Source organism: Gluconacetobacter dulcium (assembly GCF_014174165.1).
GTDB classification, from domain to species: domain Bacteria; phylum Pseudomonadota; class Alphaproteobacteria; order Acetobacterales; family Acetobacteraceae; genus Gluconacetobacter; species Gluconacetobacter dulcium.
This window is the reverse complement of record NZ_JABEQN010000002.1, coordinates 185,940-201,404: the sequence shown is the minus strand read 5'-3', so window position 1 is coordinate 201,404 and position 15,465 is coordinate 185,940. Positions and strand designations below refer to the sequence as shown.

The window sequence follows — 15,465 nt, the reverse complement described above, 5'->3', positions numbered from 1 at the left end:
TCAAAGCTGGAGGAAAGCAAACGTCGTCGGGCTGCCCACGGCGGTGAAATGCCAGGTGAAGTCCAGCGCGCCGGTTACGGGATCGACCCGGAACGACGTGACGGAATCGCTGCGCTGGTTGGCACAGAACAGAAACGTGCCCGACGGGTCGAACATCATGGCCCGTCCATAATCCGCATGCATCCACACTTCGTCGATCAGCGTCAGCAATCCGTCCGGACCCACACGGAAAACGGCCATGGAATCCCCCAGCCGGTTCGACGCGTACACATATCGTCCATTGGGTGACAGCAGGATTCCCGCCGCCAGCGTGCTGCCCTGGAAATAGGACGTGACGGTGCTGACCCGCTGCTGCGGCGTGATCACGCCGGTCGCGGGATCGAAGCTGGCGACGACGATCTTGGAATCCTGTTCGCACAGAATGTAGAGCGTCCGCCCGTCATGGCTGAAGGAGAAATGGCGTGGCGCCGACCCCGGCATCAGGGAGAGGAAAGGCGTCGCGGCCGGTTTGAGCTTGCCCGTCGCCAGATCCAGCGTCCAGACATAGACCCGGTCCAGCCCGGCATCGCAGGCCAGGACGAACTTTCCCGACTGGTCGCTGGCCACCATATGGACATGCGGCCCCGAATGGTCGCTGACCGCGAAATTGCCGGGCGGGTTGTCCTCGGCCCGTTCGGGCATGCGCGGACCGGAATTCTTCACGATGTCCGTCGGCTCGCCCAGGCTGCCATCCGGCCGGATGGGCAACACGCCCACGCTGCCGCCGACATAGTTGGCCACCAGGACATACCGGCCGGAATGATGGACGCTGAGATGGGCCGGCACCGCCCCACCCGAGGATACGACATTGAGCCGGGTCAGTTCACCCGACAGCCGATCGACCGCGAACGCGGTGACGCTACCATCATGCCGTCCGTTGAAATCGTCGATCTCGCTCAGCGCGTACAGGAAACGGTTATCGGCGGAGAGCGTGATGAAAGACGGGCTGGCAATGTCCGTAAAGGTCGAGATCGGTGCCAGCGCGCCGGTCGCGGGGTTCATCTCGAACAGCGCGATGCCCTGCCCGTTCCCCGCCCCGCCAGGCGGCGCATGTTTGTTGTAGCCGCCGATATAGCACAATGTCCGCGCCCTGGCCGGAATGGCGGCCCTGACGGGCCACGATGCCGCAAGAGGAATACCCGACGCGGCCAACCCGGCCATCAGGCCGCGTCGTGAGATGATTGAGGTCATGTCGCTCACGAATCCAGTTGAGAAAGAGACGGCTCACTGCATCAGGCAGCGCGCTCCGATCGCGCCGTCATAGCGTGTCCATGTATGGGTTTCGCCAAACAGGGGAATGCCCACATAGCCTCGGAGTTTCAGTACGCCGTCACGCGGCGACCAGATCTGGGCCTGGTAGACCTTCCCGCTGTCCGGATCGAGGATATGCCCGTTCCAGCGGCCGGCATCGTCGGGATCGGGAACGAATCCGGTCAGCATCAGCAGGCCGCATTCCGATGTCCCGTCCTTGGCCTTCGGAATGTCACCGGTATAGCGCATGCCGACCAGCCGACCGCAGAGTTCACCGCCGCAGGCCCGGATATCGAAGACACCGTCGCGCTCGCGGGTAACCCATTGCCCCAGCACGGGCGAGGGATCCCGCACCGCGACACTCTCAGCCGCAGACGCAGCCGCCGAAAGCGGATGGCCCGCCAGCAGGCCCAACATTCCCATCATGGCGCCCAGGGCGGCCAGCGACCGCACGCCCCGGCGCTTCCCCTGCGGGGAGCGGGTCACGTCGGCCCGTCGGCTTGTTCTGTCATGCATGCGTTCCACCTCGACTTCCGGCCTCCGGGCCCGGCTCCCTTTCCAGCGTCCGATCAACCGTCCGCACGCGGGACCCACGGTATGGCCATGATCTCCACGCCCTCCTCGACCAGGCGATCACAATCCTCTTCCGATGCACGTCCGTAAATGCCGCGCCGTTCGCCATCTCCTTGATGGATCTTCAACGCTTCCTCGGCGAATTTATCGCCCACATTCTCACATCGTTCCTCGACATACTGCCGGACGCGCTGCATCGCGGCCATCATCGCGGCCGGAATGGCAGCCCCGGCCGGAGGCGCCGGCCGCGCCGTTTCCGGCACGCGCGCCGGCGCGGTCCGCACGGCCGGCGCCATCAGCGCCCGCACAACGTCCGACGTGCCGCATTGCGGGCAGGAGAGCAGGTTGCGGCGCGCCTGATCGTCGAACGCGGCACTGCCGGGAAACCAGCCCTCGAACTCATGCCCCGCGTCACATCGCAACTGATAACAGATCACGCGCGCCCCCGGTGTCCGATCAGGCCGCCTGCAGCAGCGGATCAAGGTCTCCCTGCCGTTCCAGCGCCATCAGGTCGTCGCAGCCGCCGATATGCCGCCCGTTGATGAAGATCTGCGGCACCGTTGTCCGACCGCCCGAACGCTCGCGGGCCTCGGCCCGCTCGGGCGTGCCGTGCAGGGCGCGGATCTCAGTGAATGGCACGCCCTTCTGTTGCAGCAGGCGCACCGCGCGCACGCAATAGGGGCAGCCTGGCTGGGTATAGATTTCGATGCTGGGCATTCCGACCCCCGAAAAAGAAAAGTAACCGATTCTGAAGACATAGCGCATTTGTGCCGTGGCACTATACCGTTCGCATCATGCGCCGGTCGTTCTCCCGCCGTCCGATCCCATCCGCGCGGGATCGGACGCACGGGCCGCCACCAGCACGTCCACCGAAACCGCGCCCGCCGCCAGAACCGCCCGCGCACAGGCGCCCAATGTTGCTCCCGTCGTCATCACGTCATCGACCAGGATGACGCGCCGGCCTGCCAGCCGCTCCCGACGCGACGGGCGGGCGACGATCGCCCCGCGCAGCACCTCATGGCGCGCCGCCGCTCCCAGGCGGGCCAGCGCGGGCGTCCCGCGCACGCGCTGCAAGGCATCCGGCACCACCGGCAGATGCGCGATCCGCCCGATCGCCACCGCCAGCAGCCCGGCCTGATTATAGCGGCGACGGAACAGCCGTCCCCTGTGCAGCGGCACAGGCACCAGCAGATCGGCTTCGGCCAGCAGCTCGCGTCCGGCCCGCACCATATGCCGGGCCAGCAGCGGCGCCAGATCGGTACGATCGGCATATTTCAGCCGCAGGACCAGCACGCGCGACCGTTCGTCATAGATCATGGCGGCCCGGCCGTTCCGCCATGACGGGGGATGGTCCAGACACGGCGCACAGCTACGCCCAGCACCGCCAGGAGCCGACGCCGAAAAGGGCTGGCCACATCGCGCGCAGCATGGCTCGGCGATAAAGCGCATGGCGCGGAAGCAGTCGGGGCACAGCAGGCCGGCACGATCGACCGGCTGATGACAGGCCGGGCAGTCAGGTGGCAGAAGAAGGTCGAGCATACGGGCCGCCATGCGCCGTGGCAGACCACGCGCCTCGCCATGCGCCGATCGGGTTTCCCCCGCGTCCCGTGTCGTGCCAACCATCACGCAATGGTGCCATTGGCATCGCCCATCCGGAAGGGCACATGCGAGCCATGAACGATCCCGTGATTTTCGACCGCGCAGCCGTGCGCCGTCATCGCGATCGCGCCGCCCCTCTGGTGCACGCGGTCGCACCGATCCTGCAGGAAGCCGCGGACCGGCTGCTGGACCGGCTGGACGACACGACCTACCGCTTCAGCGCGGCGCTGGATATCGGCGGTCGCGGCGTGGTCGCCCCCCGGTTGCGCGCACGCGGGATCGAGCGCGTCGTGTCCTGCGACCTGTCGCCCAGGATGGCGCAGGTCAATGGCGGAACCGTCCTGTGCGCCGACGAGGAATGGCTCCCCTTCGGCCCCGGCTCCTTCGACCTGGTGGTCGCCAACCTGTCGCTGCACTGGGTCAACGACCTGCCCGGCGCGCTGGCGCAGATCCGCCACGCGCTGAAGCCCGACGGGCTGTTCCTCGCCAGCGTGCCCGTCCTGCCGACCCTGGCGGACCTCCGTCGCGCCCTGACCGAGGCCGAATGCACACTCACCGGTGGCGCTGCCCCAAGGGTCTCGCCCTTTCCCGACCTGAAGGACTGCGCCTCCCTGTTGCAGCGCGCAGGCTTCGCCCTGCCGGTCGCGGATGTGGAAACACTGACGCTCGCCTACCGCACGCCCATGGCCCTGCTGCGCGACCTGCGCGCCGCCGGCGAGACCAACGCCCTGAAACTGCGCAGCCGCCAGATCCCCGCGCCCGCCCTGTTCGCCGCCGCCCTCGCCAGCCTGACGCCGGAGGCAGACGACGCCCTTCTGTCCGTTCCCCTGCGCGTTGCCATCATGACCGGCTGGGCACCGGCGGCAAGCCAGCCCCAGCCACTCCAGCCCGGCGCCTTCACGATCTCGCTTGAGAGATGCGATCAAGAAAATTGAATAACAAACTGAATTTATAATAAATTCAATCCGCGCATGTCCTCATCCGGCTGGCCGCCCGTGCAAACAGCCTCCTATCCGCCGGTCACGCTCATGTGCCGGCGCATGGCGGCGGGATCATCCGCGCGCCGCCCGATGACGAAATCATGGCCCTTCGGCTTGCGCAGGATCGCCGACTGCACGAGGTGCAGCAGGTCGGCATCGCTGGCTCCGTCCCGCAGGGGTTGCCGCAGGTCCGTCGCCCCTTCATCCCCCAGGCACGGATAAAGCTGCCCGGTGCAGGACAGACGCACCCGGTTGCAGCTTTCGCAGAAATTATGGGTCATGGGCGTGATCAGCCCCAGCCTGCGCCCGGTTTCGCGTACGCGCAGATAGCGCGCCGGCCCGCCCGTGCGCTCGGCCAACGGCTCCAGCGTCCAGCGCCGCGACAGGTCGGCCCGCACGGCGGAGAGTGGCAGATAGCGATCGGTGCGATCCTCGCCTGTCTCGCCCATCGGCATGGTCTCGATCAGGCAGAGATCGGCGCCGATTTCACCACACCAGGCCAGCAGCGTGTCGAATTCATCGTCATTCACCCCCGCCATCGCCACGGTATTGATACGGATCGCCAGCCCCGCCAGCCGTGCCGCGCGCACACCCGCCAAGGTCTGGTCGAGAGTCCCGCGCCGGGTAATGCGATGAAATTTTTCAGAATCAAGGGAGTCGAGGCTGATATTGACACGCCGTACACCCGCGCCGGCCAGCATCCCGGCATGCTCGGCCAGCCGCGAGCCGTTGGTCGTAACGGTCAATTCATCCAGATGACCATTCCCGCCGGACCGGTGCAGCCATTGCCCCATGGCCTGGAAAAAATCGCCGACATCCCGCCGCACCAGCGGCTCTCCCCCGGTCACGCGCAGTCGCGTCACCCCGCTGCGGATAAAGGCGGCACAAAGCCGCTCCAGTTCCGCATAGGTCAGGATCTCGGCCTTGGGCAGAAACGACATGGTTTCGGACATGCAGTACACGCAGCGCATGTCGCATCGGTCAGTGACCGAAACCCGCAGATAGGTCACAGTCCGACCGAGAGAATCGAGGAACGGCGTACCCATGCCAACCCTTCAGGAAACGACCGTCAGCATGACGACCGACGCATCGATCAGCATCTTGCCCTGATCCTCGAAATTGACCGTCACCCGATGGGCAATGGCCGACTGCACCTGCCCCAGCCCCCATTCCGGATGATCGGGATGGCGGACGAACTGCCCAGGCTCCAGGAAAGAACGGAAAGGCAGCGCATCGGCCATGCGGCAAGAACCTCCGGAAACCAGCCGCCAATCCGGGCCGAAGGCAACACATGGCGGCAAAGATGGCCAAACAGGATACCAGCCTGAACCGGGATATTCAAAGACCGCGTAGCGCATACGGCCGGTTCAGTGGCTTCCGCCGGAAAAATCGGGCGCCGCCACGCCTGACCGTTCGAGTTGCACGGTCAGGGCCGCCTTCAGCCGATCCAATCCCTCAGGACTGGCGCTTTCCGCCCGCGCGACCAGCATGGCCTGGGTATTGGAGGCCCGCAGCAGCCACCATCCATCCGCGCCAGTCACCCGCACGCCGTCGATCGTCGTCATGTCGGCGCCTTCGTCGGCCAGTCGCGCCGCAACGTCTTCGATCACCACAAACTTGCGGGCATCGGCGCAATCGAACCGCAATTCGGGCGTACTGACCATCTTGGGCAGCGCGTCATGCGCCGCCGACAATGCCGTCTTCATCCGGGCAACGACGCCAAGCAGGCGAACCGCCGCATACAGCCCATCATCGAACCCGTACCACCTGTCGGCGAAGAAGAAATGGCCCGACATCTCGCCGGCCAGCGGGGCACCGGTTTCCGCCATCCGCGACTTGATGGGCGAATGTCCACTGCGCCACATCATCGGCTGCCCACCAGCCCGGCTCACCTCATCGAACAGAACCTGACTGGCCTTCACATCGGCGATGATCATGCTGCCCGGCCGTGCCTCCAGCACGTCACGGGCCAGCAGGGCCAGAATCTGGTCGCTCCACCAGATTTCGCCCCGATCGTCCACCACGCCGATCCGGTCGGCATCGCCATCGAAGGCAATCCCGATATCGGCGCCGATATCCCGTACCGCAGCAATCAGTTGCCTCAGGTTCCGGGGAATCGTCGGGTCGGGATGATGGGCCGGAAAACGGCCGTCGATCACACCGTTCAGAATGGTATGCTCACCCGGAACATGCCGCACCAGTTCGGCCAGAACCTCGCCAGCGGCACCATTTCCGTTGTCCCAGACGATTTTCAGCCGCCGCTCGCCGCCATCCCAGCCACGCGCCAGCCGCTCGACATAGTCCGCCTGAACATCGACATCGCGCACGCTGCCGACCCGCTCCGGCACCACGTCGCCGCGCGCGGCCATGTCGCCCAGTTCGCCGATACGGGGGCCGAAGAAGGACTGCCCCCCCAGGATCATCTTGAATCCGTTGTGATCGGGCGGATTATGACTGCCGGTGACCATGACCGCCCCGTCAGCCTTCAGGCTGGCGGAGGCGAAATACAGCATCGGCGTCGGCCCGCGACCGACACGCAGCACCTCGACCCCGGAAGCGACGGCCCCATCGACCAGGGCCGCCTCCAGTTCGGGCGAGGATAATCGGCCATCATATCCGACAGCGACGGTGCGCCCCCCCTCACGGGCCACCACGCTGCCGAAAGTCCGGCCAATCGCATAGGCGTCGCGCGGACCGAGGGTCGCGCCCACGATCCCCCTTATGTCGTATTCGCGCAGGCTCGTCGGATCAAAACCGTGCGCGAACGCCTCCATCAGCCAGTATAGTTCTTCAGGAACGCCCGCACGGAATCCCCAAGATCCGGCCGGTCGATCGACATCGCGATCTGCGCTTCCAGATAGCCCAGCTTGTTGCCGCAATCGAAACGCTGCCCTTCATAGCGCAGCCCGTGGAACGGAACATGCCCGATCGTCTTGGCCATCGCGTCGGTCAACTGCACTTCACCGCCCGCGCCACGCTCCAGCTTGGACAGATGCGGCATAACGTCGGCCGTCAGGACATAGCGCCCGATGATGGAAAGGTTGGACGGCGCTTCTTCGGGCTTGGGCTTCTCGACCAGCCCCGTCACCTCGACCACACGACCATCGTCCTTGCCGGTCTTCAGGATACCGTAGCGGCTGGTATGCTCGCGCGGCACCTCGGTGACGGCGACGACATTCCCCCCGGTCTGGTTATAGGTTTCAACGAGCTGCTTCAGGCACGCCACATCGCTCTTCACCAGATCGTCGGGCAGCAGGATCGCAAACGGGTCGTCGCCGATAAAACTGCGGGCACACCAGATCGCATGGCCCAGGCCCAGCGGCTCCTGCTGGCGGACGGCAATCAGCGCCCCGGCTTCGATGGTGCTGGGTGCGAGAGCGTCCAGCGCATCCTGCTTGTTGCGCTCGCGCAGCGTCGTCTCCAGTTCGAAGGCGACATCGAAATAATCGATCAGCGAGTCCTTGCCCCGTCCGGTAATCAGGCAGAACTCCTCGATTCCGGCGGCACGGGCCTCGTCGATGGCGTATTGGATCAGCGGCTTGTCGACGACCGTCAGCATTTCCTTTGGCATGGCCTTGGTCGCCGGGAGGAAACGGGTGCCGAGACCGGCGACCGGGAGTACGGCTTTTCGCAAGGGTTTGATCACAAGCGTCACCTTCGATCCATCGTTGAAAATCAGAACATTCGAACACGTCACGACTGTACGCGGCGCATGAAACAACGACCGCGCTCACAATTCGTTCTAACCGATAAACGGGAAAAAAAAATGACTTAAGTGAGGCAAAATAACATGATGGGTCAAAAGGATGCCGATGACGATGCGTGCGGAAACCCCATGCGGGCAGCCATTGCATCACCTGTGCGGGCATAAAATCAGCGCGAGCACCCGGCCCCGGCGAATGGAGCCAGCGTTTCGTTTGCCCTGTTTTCCGTTCTGATTTTCATCATAAAGCCAATCGAGCCGGGCTGGCCGGCCTGTCGATTGGTGCGGTCGAGAAGACTCGAACTTCCACGGGGTTACCCCCACAAGCACCTCAAGCTTGCGCGTCTACCATTCCGCCACGACCGCACCGTGACATCGGTTACCGCCTGAGCGATACCGTGTTGACGGAAGGCCGTATAGACGATGCAGGTTCGAGGGGCAATGACCGAAAAGACAATTCTGTGGAATTCGAGCCGGGTGCCGGTTCCCTACCCCGACGCGATCGCCGGGATGGAGCGACAGGTGGCGGGAATCCGCGACGGCAGCCTGCCCGAGCGGGTCTGGCTGCTGGAACATCCTCCCACCTACACGGCCGGCACGTCGGCCAGGGACGCGGATCTGTTCAATCCGTCCGGCTTCCCCACCCACGCCGCCGGCCGGGGCGGGCAATGGACCTATCACGGGCCGGGCCAACGGGTGGCCTATGTGATGCTGGACCTCACCCGGCAGCAGGGCACGGTCCCCCCGCGCGACCTGCGGGCCTATGTCCACGCGCTGGAGGAATGGCTGATCCGGACATTGCGCCATTTCGACATCACGGGCGAACGGCGCGCGGACAGAATCGGCGTCTGGGTGGTCGATCCCCTCACCGGGTCCGAAAGCAAGATCGCGGCCCTGGGGGTGCGCGTCACGCGCTGGACATGCTGGCATGGCGTGGCCCTGAACGTGGCGCCCGACCTGAGCCATTTCGAGGGCATCGTGCCCTGCGGCATCCGCGAGCACGGCGTCACCAGCCTGCACGCCCAGGGCCGCACCGTAGACATGGCAACGGTGGATGAAGCCCTGCGCGCCGAATGGCAGGGGCTCTTCGGCAGCATCCCAACCCCGATCAGCGCACTCTGACCCCGACCGGACGCGCTAATTACAGCGGCGCGTCCAGCGAGAAGAAACCGGGGGGGAAGTCCGTGCCGGTCCGCACGTCGGTCAGATGCAGGCGCGTGCTGTTATGGCGCGCGTCCAGCAGGTCGATCGCCACCAGCGACAACTCCCCGGCGAAATCGGCAAATCCCAGCGTCAGCAGTCCCTGCGACGGGTTGTCACTGCGGGCCATCGAAATCTGCAACACATTGGCGCCGTGCCGAATCGCGGTGACCTCCACGGCCCCCCCCAGATGCACCGGCGTGGCCAGCAGCAGCCCCAGGGGCTGGTGCGAGAGGTTCATGCGCGTCACCGACTGGCGCTGCGCGTCGCGAAACACCAGGTGCCCCCCCGCCGCAACCAGCCGCATGGTATGCGGCGTCCGGTAATCCAGGCGCAGATTGCCCGGATCGTAGGAGAGCGTGCCCTCCCCGACGCCGCCATCCGGCCAGGTCTGGACAACACTGGCGGTCAGGCCGCGCGTGGTGTTCAGATACCGCTCGACCCGCGCCACGTCATGCCCGTCCACGACGCCCGGCGATGCCTGACAGGCCGCGACGGCCAGCGGCGCGGCCAGGAACAGCCGGCGCGAAAGCGTGCCGCCACCGCTCATGCGCCGGCGATCCGGGCCTGCTCGGCGGGGGTGCGCAATGTCAGCGACAACGCATGCAGGCCCGAGGCGAATTCGGGCGCCAGCAGGTCATGCACCAGGCGGGAGCGCTGCACCCGCGCCTGCCCGTCGAACGCCGCGCTCACCACCAGCACATTGAAATGCGTCTCGCCCCCGGCAGCGGCACCGCGCATTCCGGAATGGCCGGCATGACGGCCGCTATCGTCCTCGATTTCGATCAGGCTTGGGGCCAGGTGCGTGCGGATCGCGCGGGCGATCCGGTCCACCCTCTTCTCCTCGGCCGGAGAAGGTGCCACATGCGGATGGTCTGTGCCGTTCACTGTTCCCGTTCCCTCTTGCTGCTGACGCGCTTGGCTCTTGCACGAATACGGTTCGAACGCACATAACGCCAGATGATGACCCGAAAGAACACACGTCACCGGGCTTTCGACCCCGATCCGGATGCGCCGGCCCGGTGCTGCGACATGGCCGGCTGTGACGAGAGCGCCGGCTACCGCGCGCCGAAATCACGCGACGCGCTGAACGAATATTTCTGGTTCTGCCTGCCCCATGTGCGCGAGTACAACGCGCGGTGGGATTTTTACAAAGGCATGTCGCCCGGCCAGATCGAGGCGCATATCCGCGATGACGTTTCCTGGAACCGCCCTTCCTGGCGGCTGGGCCAGCGCGCCGGCCGCCTCGGCCCGGACGATTTCATCGACCCGATGGATCTGATGGACGGCGCGCGCCGTCCAGGCCCACGGACCGGCACCCCGGCCCGCCCCGAGATGCCCGAGGCCCTGCGCCAGCCGCTGGACATGATGGGCCTGGACTGGCCGCTGTCGATGGACGCACTGAAAATGCGCTACAAGGATCTGGCGCGACGGCACCACCCCGATGCCAATGGCGGCGACCGCCAGTCGGAAGAACTGCTGAAAAGCATCAATGTCGCCTACACCACCCTGCGCGCCCACCTGACCTCGGCGCGCGAAGCCGATCTGGAACGTACCGCGTAGGCATGGCCTTGCCGGCGATAGCGTCTATAGTGGCACCGGAAACGTCGAAAGAACGCGTCAGGCACCGGAAACCGGGTGTCGAAGACAGGAAGCCAGAGACCAGAACAGGATGCGGGACAACGCCACATCATGGCGTGTCCGGACCTACCAGCCGTGACGGATGCACCCCCAATGAATGACCTTGCCACCCTGACAGCCGGCGCCGTGGACGAGAACGGAGAGGCGCTGCCGCCGATCTCGGCCCTGTCCGGCGCGCCCGACCTGATGGTTTCGGCCCGCGAAGTATTCGGCATCGACAGCGACCTGCAAGTTCCCGCCTTCTCGGTCCGCACCGACCATGTGCCGGATGCCGACCCCACCTACCGTTTCGACCATGACACCACGCTGGCGATCCTGGCCGGCTTCGCGTTCAACCGCCGGGTCATGATCCAGGGCTATCACGGCACCGGCAAGTCATCGCATATCGAGCAGGTGGCCTCGCGCCTCAACTGGCCGTGCATCCGCATCAATCTCGACAGCCACATCTCGCGCATCGACCTGATCGGCAAGGATGCGATCGTGCTGCGCGACGGCAAGCAGGTGACGGAATTCCGCGAGGGCCTGCTACCCTGGGCCCTGCAACGTCCCTGCGCCCTGGTGTTCGACGAATATGATGCCGGCCGCCCCGACGTGATGTTCGTGATCCAGCGCGTGCTTGAAATCGAAGGCCACCTGACGCTGCTGGACCAGAACCGCGTCATCCGCCCGCATCCGTATTTCCGCCTGTTCGCCACCGCCAACACGGTCGGCCTGGGCGATACGACGGGCCTGTATCACGGCACCCAGCAGATCAATCAGGGCCAGATGGACCGCTGGAACATCGTCACCACGCTCAACTACCTGCCCCACGCCCAGGAAACGGCGATCGTACTGGCCAAGATGGGGATCGACCCCAACGATGCGCCGGCCCGCAAGCGGGTCGAAAGCATGGTGGCGCTGGCCGACCTCACGCGTTCGGGCTTCATCGCGGGCGATATCTCCACCGTCATGTCGCCGCGCACGGTGATCAGTTGGGCGGAGAATTACCGGATCTTCCAGAACCTGGAATTCGCGTTCCGGGTCACCTTCCTCAACAAATGCGACGAGGCGGAGCGGCAGACGGTGGCGGAATATTACCAGCGCTGCTTCAACGTCGACCCCACCGGCACCGCGCCGCGCGCGCGCTGATCGGCCAGCGCCATGCGCGACCGCAAGAACGACGCCCTGTCCGCCCGTCAGGCCGCCGCAGAACGGACGGATGCGTTCAAGCGCGCGACCGTCGGCGTGCTGCGCGCGCTCGGCGGCCGCGCGGATGCCGATGTTATCTTCCAGAGCGGCCCGATCCCGGCCGCCGCCGCCGTCAGCGGCGAGCATGTCCGCCTCCCCCAGCCCGGTCCGACCCTACAGGAAGCGGATATCGACCGCGTCCGGGGCGCGGCCGACGCGGCGGCCCTGCGGCTGCGCCATCACGACGCAGCCCTCCATGCCGTCACCCGGCCCGAACCGGCCGATGCCCGGGCGGCGTATGAGGCGCTGGAACAGGCCCGCGTGGAAAGCGTCGGCGCGCGCCACATGGCCGGCGTCGCGGCCAATCTGCGGCACAAGGTCGAACGCGACTATCGCGACAGCGGCTATGACCGCGCCGACCGGCGCGAGCAGATCCCCCTCCCCGTCGCCCTCTCCCTGCTGGCGCGCGAGACGCTGACCGGCGAACCGGTGCCCGATTCCATGCGCGCGATCGCCGATCAATGGCGCACGCATCTCGGCCCCTCCGCCCAGCGCGCCCTGGCCGACATGGCGGCCGCGCAGGACGACCAGCGTGCCTTTTCCAAGGCCGCCCGACGGCTGCTGGTAGCCTGCGACCTGATCGAAGGCGAAGCCGAGATCGAGGAAGACCCGGACGGCAGCGACAACGCGTCGTCCGACGAAACCGACGACAAACCTTCCGATTCGCCCGAGGACCAGTCCCCGCAGAACAAGGAGGATACGTCCGGACTGGAAGAGGACGAATCCGGCCTCCAACCCCAGTTGGCCGAGGGAACAGGCACGGGCGACGAAGATGCCGACGACACCGAATCCGGCGAGGCGGCCGGATCGGAGGAACCCGGTGGCCCACGGGGCGCCGAAGACCACACGGCTGGAGACGCCACGACCGCCTACCACGCCTTCACGACGCAGTTCGACGAAGAGATCCCGGCCGAGGACCTGTGCGACCCGGAGGAACTGTCGCGCCTGCGCCAGCAGCTCGACCAGCAATTGCTGAGCCTCCAGGGCGTGGTGTCGCGCCTGGCCAACCGCATGCAGCGCCGCCTGCTGGCCCAGCAGACCCGCGCGTGGGAGTTCGACCTCGAGGAAGGCATCCTCGATGCCGGCCGCCTGTCGCGGATCGTGGTCAATCCCACCCTGTCCCTGTCCTACAAGCACGAACGCGACACCGATTTCCGCGATACGGTCGTCACGCTGCTGATCGACAATTCGGGCTCGATGCGCGGCCGCCCCATTTCGGTGGCCGCCATGTGCGGCGACATCCTGGCCCGCACGCTGGAGCGGTGCGCGGTGAAGGTCGAAGTCCTCGGCTTCACCACCCGCGCCTGGAAAGGCGGCCAGAGCCGCGAACGCTGGGTGGCGCAGGGCAAGCCCCCCAATCCCGGCCGGCTGAACGACCTGCGGCACATCATCTACAAATCGGCCGACATGCCGTGGCGCCGGTCGCGCAAGAATCTGGGCCTGATGCTGCGCGAGGGCCTGCTGAAGGAAAATATCGACGGCGAAGCCCTGCTCTGGGCATGGAAGCGCCTTCAGGGTCGGCCGGAAAGCCGCAAGATCCTGATGGTGATTTCCGACGGCGCCCCGGTCGATGACAGCACGCTCTCGGTCAATCCGGGTTCGTATCTGGAGACGCATCTCCGCCAGGTCATCGCCCAGATCGAAAATCGCAGCGGCGTCGAACTGGTGGCCATCGGCATCGGCCATGATGTCACGCGCTATTACCGGCGCGCGGTCACGATCTCGGATGCCGAGGAACTGGGCGGCACGATGATGCAGGAACTCTCCGACCTGTTCGACGAACGCGCCCCCACCCGCCGCCGCGCCTGACGGCGCAGCCGGCGGAAGGCCCTATACCGGACCGGACGGCCCGGTATAGGCGCCCGGCGGCGGCCGGTCGATCGGCGGCGCCACCATCAGCGCCTCATGGCCCGCCAGGGACGAGACATGGGCCAACCGTTCGCGCGGCAGCGCCTCCGGACATTCGTCACGCATGAAGACGATGATCTTCTCGCGGATCTCGCACCGCAGGTCCCAGCTCACCAAGGCCGACCGCGCACTGGCGATGACCCGGATGGTCATGACATGGGCGCTGCAATCGGCCACCTGAACGTCGAACACCTTGCCGTCCCACAACGCGCTGCCATGCACGATCTCACGCAGGCGCGCGCGGATACGGTCCATGGGCGCGTGAAAATCGACATACAGAAACACCACCCCGATCAGCGCCGCCGAATTATGGGTCCAGTTCTGGAACGGATTTTCCAGGAACCATGAAATCGGCACGATATGCCGCCGCCAGTCCCACACCCGCAGCACGACATAGGTGGCGGTGATTTCCTCCACCCACGCCCAGTCGCCATTGATGATGATCAGGTCTTCCATGCGGATCGGCTGCGTCATGGCGATCTGCATGCCCGCGATCAGGTTCGTCAGCAGCGGCCGGGCGGCGAGGCCCACAACCACCGAGGCCGCACCCGCCGAGGCAAACAGGCTCAGCCCATATTCCCGCACCGATTCGAACGTCATCAACGCCGAGCCGACCGTCAGCAGTCCCACCAGGATATCCGCCATGCGCCGCAGCACGCGCACCTGGGTCATGTGGGTGCGCAGCAGGATATCGTCACGGTCGTCCGTGCCGGTAATGCGCGCCAGATAGGCATCGGAGAGAATGCGCATCGCCACGATCGCGGCATACCCCACCATCAGCACGAACAGCACCAGCAGCGCATGGCCGCCCCATTGCATGGTGCGGTACGAAAAGCCCGAGGCCGGCAGCGCCGTCGCCACGAAGACGATCGCCAGCATCACCCGCGCCGGGCGCTGCATCGCCATCGTGAACAACCGGATGAACGCGCCCTTCTTCTGTCCGGGAATGCGCAGGACCAGCTTGGTCATGATCCGACTGCATATCTCGGCCATCAGCACGGCCGCGCACAGCACCACAATCGAGGCCATGGTGCCGGGCAACCAGTCAAAGGAGATACGAATCTGGGTCAGAAGGTCGATAAAGGCGTTTTTCACGAATCCGGGTTCACTCTTTCCATGGGGGCGACGCGGGCTGGCGATGGCCTGAATGGCGCCATATCAATGGGGACGAGGTGCTTCTTTAACCACGATGGGAAGCCTCACTTCAAACGTCATCCGTGGGTTGACTTTGCCCGGACGGGGCGATATTTCCCACGTCACCGACGCGATGGCGGCGTAGCTCAGCGGTAGAGCAGGGGAATCATAATCCCTTGGTCGGCGGTTCAAATCCGTCCGCCGCTACCA

At 65.8% G+C, this 15,465-nt stretch carries 17 protein-coding genes and 2 tRNA genes; 6 read left to right on the top strand and 13 right to left on the bottom strand.

The window, feature by feature from the left end; translation table 11 throughout:
• The 5 genes from HLH25_RS02570 to HLH25_RS02550 all read right to left on the bottom strand — a co-directional run bounded on the left by HLH25_RS02570 (position 1) and on the right by HLH25_RS02550 (position 3,402).
• Positions 1 to 1,230: a lactonase family protein gene (locus HLH25_RS02570; RefSeq protein ID WP_182972573.1), complete on the bottom strand. Its 1,230-nt coding sequence runs from the start codon at positions 1,228 to 1,230 to the stop codon at positions 1 to 3.
• 33 nt (positions 1,231 to 1,263) lie between these two features.
• Entirely contained in the window at positions 1,264 to 1,806 is a 543-nt protein-coding gene (locus HLH25_RS02565) for a DUF2147 domain-containing protein (RefSeq protein WP_246401025.1), read from the bottom strand.
• A 53-nt stretch (positions 1,807 to 1,859) separates the two neighbouring features.
• The gene (locus HLH25_RS02560; RefSeq protein WP_182972572.1) at positions 1,860 to 2,300 is read right to left on the bottom strand and encodes a DUF1178 family protein; all 441 of its coding nucleotides are present in this window, start codon (positions 2,298 to 2,300) and stop codon (positions 1,860 to 1,862) included.
• A 19-nt stretch (positions 2,301 to 2,319) separates the two neighbouring features.
• Positions 2,320 to 2,580, bottom strand: coding sequence for a glutaredoxin 3 (gene grxC, locus HLH25_RS02555; protein ID WP_182972571.1), 261 nt, complete (start codon positions 2,578 to 2,580; stop codon positions 2,320 to 2,322).
• 75 nt (positions 2,581 to 2,655) lie between these two features.
• On the bottom strand, positions 2,656 to 3,402 hold the full coding sequence (locus HLH25_RS02550; RefSeq protein WP_182972570.1) for a ComF family protein: 747 nt from the start codon (positions 3,400 to 3,402) through the stop codon (positions 2,656 to 2,658).
• 134 nt (positions 3,403 to 3,536) lie between these two features.
• Between HLH25_RS02550 and HLH25_RS02545 the strand changes: the two genes are divergently transcribed.
• A complete protein-coding gene (locus HLH25_RS02545) occupies positions 3,537 to 4,397 on the top strand; it encodes a methyltransferase domain-containing protein (RefSeq protein WP_182972569.1) in 861 nt (286 codons plus the stop codon).
• A gap of 74 nt (positions 4,398 to 4,471) precedes the next feature.
• Here the strand turns inward: HLH25_RS02545 and moaA are convergent, their stop codons facing one another.
• The 5 genes from moaA to HLH25_RS02520 form a co-directional block, all read right to left on the bottom strand.
• Positions 4,472 to 5,488, bottom strand: a complete 1,017-nt coding sequence (gene moaA / locus HLH25_RS02540; RefSeq protein WP_182972568.1) for a GTP 3',8-cyclase MoaA — start codon at positions 5,486 to 5,488, stop codon at positions 4,472 to 4,474.
• A gap of 9 nt (positions 5,489 to 5,497) precedes the next feature.
• Entirely contained in the window at positions 5,498 to 5,683 is a 186-nt protein-coding gene (locus tag HLH25_RS02535) for a DUF3553 domain-containing protein (RefSeq protein WP_114728273.1), read from the bottom strand.
• Positions 5,684 to 5,809: 126 nt separating this feature from the next.
• Entirely contained in the window at positions 5,810 to 7,216 is a 1,407-nt protein-coding gene (gene pgmG / locus HLH25_RS02530) for a phosphoglucomutase/phosphomannomutase PgmG (protein WP_182972567.1), read from the bottom strand.
• Positions 7,216 to 8,088: a UTP--glucose-1-phosphate uridylyltransferase GalU gene (gene galU, locus HLH25_RS02525; RefSeq protein ID WP_182972660.1), complete on the bottom strand. Its 873-nt coding sequence runs from the start codon at positions 8,086 to 8,088 to the stop codon at positions 7,216 to 7,218. The genes pgmG and galU overlap by 1 nt, the downstream gene beginning before the upstream one ends.
• 337 nt (positions 8,089 to 8,425) lie before the next feature.
• A tRNA-Leu gene (locus HLH25_RS02520) sits at positions 8,426 to 8,511 on the bottom strand.
• A gap of 57 nt (positions 8,512 to 8,568) precedes the next feature.
• Here HLH25_RS02520 and lipB point away from each other — a divergent pair.
• On the top strand, positions 8,569 to 9,267 hold the full coding sequence (gene lipB, locus HLH25_RS02515) for a lipoyl(octanoyl) transferase LipB (RefSeq protein WP_182972566.1): 699 nt from the start codon (positions 8,569 to 8,571) through the stop codon (positions 9,265 to 9,267).
• A gap of 19 nt (positions 9,268 to 9,286) precedes the next feature.
• Here lipB and HLH25_RS02510 read toward each other — a convergent pair whose 3' ends face one another.
• A complete protein-coding gene (locus HLH25_RS02510; protein WP_182972565.1) occupies positions 9,287 to 9,895 on the bottom strand; it encodes a LolA family protein in 609 nt (202 codons plus the stop codon).
• Entirely contained in the window at positions 9,892 to 10,233 is a 342-nt protein-coding gene (locus tag HLH25_RS02505; protein WP_375272394.1) for a BolA family protein, read from the bottom strand. Before HLH25_RS02505 ends, HLH25_RS02510 begins: the two co-directional genes overlap by 4 nt.
• Positions 10,234 to 10,305: 72 nt before the next feature.
• Here HLH25_RS02505 and HLH25_RS02500 point away from each other — a divergent pair, with 72 nt between their 5' ends.
• The 3 genes from HLH25_RS02500 to cobT all read left to right on the top strand — a co-directional run bounded on the left by HLH25_RS02500 (position 10,306) and on the right by cobT (position 14,022).
• Positions 10,306 to 10,908 (top strand): J domain-containing protein, encoded by a 603-nt coding sequence (locus HLH25_RS02500; RefSeq protein ID WP_182972564.1) that lies wholly within the window; start codon positions 10,306 to 10,308, stop codon positions 10,906 to 10,908.
• A 171-nt stretch (positions 10,909 to 11,079) separates the two neighbouring features.
• Positions 11,080 to 12,114 carry a cobaltochelatase subunit CobS gene (gene cobS, locus HLH25_RS02495; protein WP_182972563.1) on the top strand — a complete coding sequence of 345 codons (1,035 nt, stop codon included), beginning with the start codon at positions 11,080 to 11,082 and terminating at the stop codon, positions 12,112 to 12,114.
• A 12-nt stretch (positions 12,115 to 12,126) separates the two neighbouring features.
• Positions 12,127 to 14,022: a cobaltochelatase subunit CobT gene (gene cobT / locus HLH25_RS02490; protein ID WP_182972562.1), complete on the top strand. Its 1,896-nt coding sequence runs from the start codon at positions 12,127 to 12,129 to the stop codon at positions 14,020 to 14,022.
• Positions 14,023 to 14,043: 21 nt separating this feature from the next.
• On the opposite strand, the gene HLH25_RS02485 is transcribed toward cobT, so the two are convergent.
• On the bottom strand, positions 14,044 to 15,216 hold the full coding sequence (locus HLH25_RS02485; RefSeq protein ID WP_182972561.1) for a mechanosensitive ion channel family protein: 1,173 nt from the start codon (positions 15,214 to 15,216) through the stop codon (positions 14,044 to 14,046).
• A 174-nt stretch (positions 15,217 to 15,390) separates the two neighbouring features.
• On the opposite strand from HLH25_RS02485, the gene HLH25_RS02480 reads away from it, so the two are divergent.
• Positions 15,391 to 15,465: transfer RNA gene (locus HLH25_RS02480), tRNA-Met, on the top strand.

Bases quoted from the DNA above. Each gene is read 5' to 3' on its own strand.
- HLH25_RS02570 (WP_182972573.1), bottom strand. From the start codon at position 1,230: ATGACCTCAATCATCTCACGACGCGGCCTGATGGCCGGGTTGGCCGCG.
- HLH25_RS02565 (WP_246401025.1), bottom strand. From the start codon at position 1,806: ATGCATGACAGAACAAGCCGACGGGCCGACGTGACCCGCTCCCCGCAG.
- grxC (WP_182972571.1), bottom strand. From the start codon at position 2,580: ATGCCCAGCATCGAAATCTATACCCAGCCAGGCTGCCCCTATTGCGTG.
- HLH25_RS02550 (WP_182972570.1), bottom strand. From the start codon at position 3,402: ATGCTCGACCTTCTTCTGCCACCTGACTGCCCGGCCTGTCATCAGCCG.
- HLH25_RS02545 (WP_182972569.1), top strand. From the start codon at position 3,537: ATGAACGATCCCGTGATTTTCGACCGCGCAGCCGTGCGCCGTCATCGC.
- moaA (WP_182972568.1), bottom strand. From the start codon at position 5,488: ATGGGTACGCCGTTCCTCGATTCTCTCGGTCGGACTGTGACCTATCTG.
- HLH25_RS02535 (WP_114728273.1), bottom strand. From the start codon at position 5,683: ATGGCCGATGCGCTGCCTTTCCGTTCTTTCCTGGAGCCTGGGCAGTTC.
- pgmG (WP_182972567.1), bottom strand. From the start codon at position 7,216: ATGGAGGCGTTCGCGCACGGTTTTGATCCGACGAGCCTGCGCGAATAC.
- lipB (WP_182972566.1), top strand. From the start codon at position 8,569: ATGCAGGTTCGAGGGGCAATGACCGAAAAGACAATTCTGTGGAATTCG.
- HLH25_RS02510 (WP_182972565.1), bottom strand. From the start codon at position 9,895: ATGAGCGGTGGCGGCACGCTTTCGCGCCGGCTGTTCCTGGCCGCGCCG.
- HLH25_RS02500 (WP_182972564.1), top strand. From the start codon at position 10,306: ATGATGACCCGAAAGAACACACGTCACCGGGCTTTCGACCCCGATCCG.
- cobS (WP_182972563.1), top strand. From the start codon at position 11,080: ATGAATGACCTTGCCACCCTGACAGCCGGCGCCGTGGACGAGAACGGA.
- cobT (WP_182972562.1), top strand. From the start codon at position 12,127: ATGCGCGACCGCAAGAACGACGCCCTGTCCGCCCGTCAGGCCGCCGCA.